This window comes from Citrobacter sp. wls613 (genome assembly GCF_005281195.1).
In the GTDB taxonomy this organism is placed as follows: Bacteria; Pseudomonadota; Gammaproteobacteria; order Enterobacterales; family Enterobacteriaceae; genus Citrobacter; species Citrobacter gillenii.
In genome coordinates this window covers 39,037-43,056 of record NZ_SZXN01000056.1, presented here as the reverse complement: position 1 = coordinate 43,056, position 4,020 = coordinate 39,037, and the positions used below count along the sequence as shown (strand labels likewise).

The window sequence follows — 4,020 nt, the reverse complement described above, 5'->3', positions numbered from 1 at the left end:
CCAGCCGCACTGCGTCAACAGGGGTTTGACGGCGAGATCCATCTGTTTTCCGATGAACCGCATCTGCCCTACGAACGCCCTCCACTTTCCAAAACCATGTTGTTGGACGACGTGCCGCAGCTGCAGCCGGTGCTGAACGCAGACTGGTGGCGGGATAATAATGTTCAGCTGCATCTGGGCGTCACCGTTCAAACGCTCGGGCGAGAAACGCAAACGCTGGTACTGGCTGACGGACAGACCTACCCGTGGGATCAATTACTGATTGCCACAGGCGCAGCGGCACGCCCGTTCCCATTACTGGATACGCTCGGTGACCGCGGCTTCACGCTGCGCCACGCCGGAGATGCAGCGCGTCTACGAGACGCGCTCAGCCCCGGGCAGTCGATCGCTATTGTCGGAGCCGGAACCATCGGACTTGAGCTGGCTGCCAGCGCCACGCAGCGCGGTTGTCAGGTCACCGTCATTGAACTGGCTGCCACGGTGATGGGTCGCAACGCGCCACCGCCGATACACCGTTATCTGACCGCCCGCCACCAGCAGGCTGGCGTACATTTACTGCTGAATAATGCGATTGAACAGGTGGCGGGCGGGGAACGCATCGCCCTCACGCTGCAACGTGGCGAACAGCTTCAGGTTGATAGCGTGATCTACGGTATCGGGATTGTCGCCAACGACGGGCTTGCCCGTGATGCGGGTCTTGATGTGGCAAACGGCATTATCATCGATGCGTCGTGCAGAACCGTCGATCCGAACATTTTTGCCGCCGGAGATGTGGCAGTACAGCATTCGCCAGACGGTACGCTGCAACGTTGCGAAAGCTGGGAAAACGCCAATAATCAGGCGCAAACGGCCGCGGCAGCCATGCTGGGGCTGACACTCCCGACGCTACCTCCGCCCTGGTTCTGGACCGATCAGTTCAGCGACAACCTGCAGTTTATTGGCGATATGCGTAGTGATGGCTGGGTCGTGCGCGGCAGTCCAGATGACGGCAAGGCTATCTGGTTTAACCTGCAAAACGAGGTGATAGTCGGCGCGGTAACGCTCAACCAGGGACGAGAAATGCGGCAGCTGCGCAAGTGGATTCAGGCAAAGAAAAAGCCGCTGTTAGCGGCTTTACTTGATGAGACGGTGACGCTTAAGTCGATATAACTGCCGGATGGCACTGCGTTTATCCGGCCTACAAGTAACTCATATGTAGGCCGGATAAGGTGTTTACACCGCCATCCGGCAATCCGTATGACTTATGCGTAAACCGGGAAGCGAGCGCAGATATCCAGCACTTTGGCTTTAATGCGTTCGATAGTGGCTTCATCATTAATGTTGTCCAGAATGTCACACATCCAGCCAGCCAGTTCTTTCACTTCCGCTTCTTTAAAGCCGCGACGGGTCACTGCCGGAGAACCAATACGGACACCGGAGGTCACGAACGGGCTCTTCGGATCGTTCGGTACGCTGTTTTTGTTAACCGTGATGTTCGCACGGCCCAGCGCCGCATCGGCTTCTTTACCGGTCAAGTTTTTGTCGACCAGATCAAGCAGGAACAGGTGGTTTTCAGTGCCGCCAGAAACCACTTTGTAGCCGCGGTTCAGGAACACTTCAACCATCGCTTTGGCGTTTTTCGCAACCTGCTGCTGGTAAACTTTGAACTCTGGCTCCATCGCTTCTTTCAGCGCCACAGCTTTTGCCGCGATCACGTGCATCAGCGGGCCGCCCTGTGCGCTTGGGAACACAGCGGAGTTCAGTTTTTTGTACAGCTCTTCGCTGCCGTCTTTTGCCAGGATCAGGCCGCCGCGCGGACCCGCCAGGGTTTTGTGGGTCGTGGTGGTAACAACGTGTGCATGCGGAACCGGGTTCGGGTATACGCCTGCAGCAATCAGACCGGCAACGTGTGCCATGTCGACGAACAGGTATGCACCGATGCTGTCAGCGATTTCACGCATTTTTGCCCAGTCAACCACACCGGAGTACGCAGAGAAGCCACCGATAATCATCTTCGGTTTGTGGGCCTGAGCCTGCTTAGCCATGTCTTCGTAGTCAATCTTGCCGGATTCATCGATGCCGTAAGGGACGATGTTGTACAGTTTGCCGGAGAAGTTGACCGGGGAACCGTGAGTCAGGTGACCGCCTTGCGCCAGGTTCATACCCAGAACGGTATCGCCCGGCTGCAGCAGCGCAGTGTAGACCGCGAAGTTAGCCTGAGAACCCGAGTGCGGTTGGACGTTAGCGTAGTCGGCACCAAACAGCTCTTTCGCGCGGTCAATCGCCAGTTGCTCAACGATATCCACATACTCGCAACCGCCGTAGTAGCGCTTGCCCGGATAACCTTCAGCGTATTTGTTGGTCAGCTGAGAACCCTGCGCCTGCATGACACGCGGGCTGGTGTAGTTTTCGGAGGCGATCAGTTCGATGTGCTCTTCCTGACGTACTTTTTCCTGCTCCATAGCCTGCCACAGTTCGGCATCATAATCGGCAATGTTCATTTCACGCTTTAACATCCGCATCTCCTGACTCAGCTAACAATAGAATTTCGGCCTAAAAAGGCAGTCCTGTTGGACGACGGCCAACAGTATAACCGAATCAATCTTCGATAACAGGTCTTGACAAAGGATTTTACGCAAACGATTACCTTCACAGCACACAAGGCTTTGGAGAATAATGACATGGCAAATTTCAACGGATTTCTTTTCAGGTTTGTGATGCAGATTTTTCAAGTTGTAACCTTTACAACGCAAAGTTACAAAGAACCATTTACAATGCAGGGGTATTTTTTATAAGATGTATTTGACATACATCATTAAAGCCTCAGATAAAGGAAGACCGTATGCTTGACGCACAAACCATCGCTACAGTGAAAGCCACTATTCCCCTGCTGGTCGAAACCGGCCCGAAACTGACCGCCCATTTCTACGATCGCATGTTTACGCATAACCCGGAACTCAAAGAAATTTTCAACATGAGTAACCAGCGTAATGGCGATCAGCGTGAAGCGTTGTTTAACGCTATCGCCGCTTACGCCAGCAATATCGACAACCTGGCGGCGCTGTTGCCTGCGGTCGAAAAAATTGCCCAGAAGCATACCAGCTTCCAGATTCAGCCTGAGCAGTACAACATCGTGGGCGGTCACCTGCTGGCAACGCTGGACGAGATGTTCAGCCCAGGGCAAGAAGTGCTGGACGCGTGGGGTAAAGCGTATGGCGTGCTGGCTAATGTCTTCATCAACCGCGAAGCGCAGATTTACAGTGAGAACGCCAACAAAAATGGCGGCTGGGAAGGTACTCGTCCCTTCCGCATTGTGGCAAAAACACCGCGTAGCGCATTAATTACCAGCTTTGAATTTGAACCCGTCGACGGCGGTACGGTGGCTGAATACCATCCGGGCCAGTATCTGGGCGTCTGGCTTAAGCCGGAAGGTTTCCCGCATCAGGAAATTCGTCAGTACTCTCTGACCCGCAAACCGGATGGCAAGGGCTACCGCATTGCTGTTAAGCGTGAAGACGGCGGTCAGGTTTCAAGCTGGCTGCATAATCATGCGAAAGTCGGTGACATCGTTCATTTAGCCGCACCGGCAGGCGATTTCTTTATGGATGTCGCCACCGATACTCCGGTGTCGCTGATTTCCGCAGGCGTTGGTCAGACCCCGATGCTGGCAATGCTGGATACACTGGCGAAAGCCGGACACACGGCGCAGGTAAACTGGTTCCACGCGGCAGAAAACGGCGATGTGCATGCCTTTGCTGATGAAGTGAATGAGCTGGGCAACTCACTGCCGCGCTTTAGTGCCCACACCTGGTATCGTGAACCGAATGAAGCAGACCGTGAAAAAGGCGCGTATGACAGCGTGGGCCTGATGGATCTGAATAAACTGGAAGGTGCAATCAGCGATCCGGCGATGCAGTTTTATCTGTGCGGTCCGGTCGGCTTTATGCAGTTTGCCGCGAAGCAGCTGATCGGTCTGGGTGTTAAGAACGAGAATATTCATTACGAATGCTTCGGTCCGCATAAAGTCCTGTAATTACGTCA

The 4,020-nt window shown here is 54.3% G+C and carries 3 protein-coding genes; 2 read left to right on the top strand and 1 reads right to left on the bottom strand.

Annotation, left to right across the window (positions count from 1 at the left end):
* Positions 1-1,149 (top strand): phenylpropionate dioxygenase ferredoxin reductase subunit (hcaD, locus tag FDX01_RS10395; RefSeq protein WP_137399849.1); only part of this gene is annotated, 1,149 nt, incomplete at its 5' end.
* Between the two features lie 92 nt (positions 1,150-1,241).
* Here hcaD and glyA read toward each other — a convergent pair.
* Positions 1,242-2,495 carry a serine hydroxymethyltransferase gene (gene glyA / locus FDX01_RS10390; RefSeq protein WP_115257762.1) on the bottom strand — a complete coding sequence of 418 codons (1,254 nt, stop codon included), beginning with the start codon at positions 2,493-2,495 and terminating at the stop codon, positions 1,242-1,244.
* Positions 2,496-2,821: 326 nt separating this feature from the next.
* On the opposite strand from glyA, the gene hmpA reads away from it, so the two are divergent.
* A complete protein-coding gene (gene hmpA / locus FDX01_RS10385) occupies positions 2,822-4,012 on the top strand; it encodes an NO-inducible flavohemoprotein (protein ID WP_137399734.1) in 1,191 nt (396 codons plus the stop codon).
* The last annotated feature ends 8 nt before the right edge of the window (positions 4,013-4,020 follow it).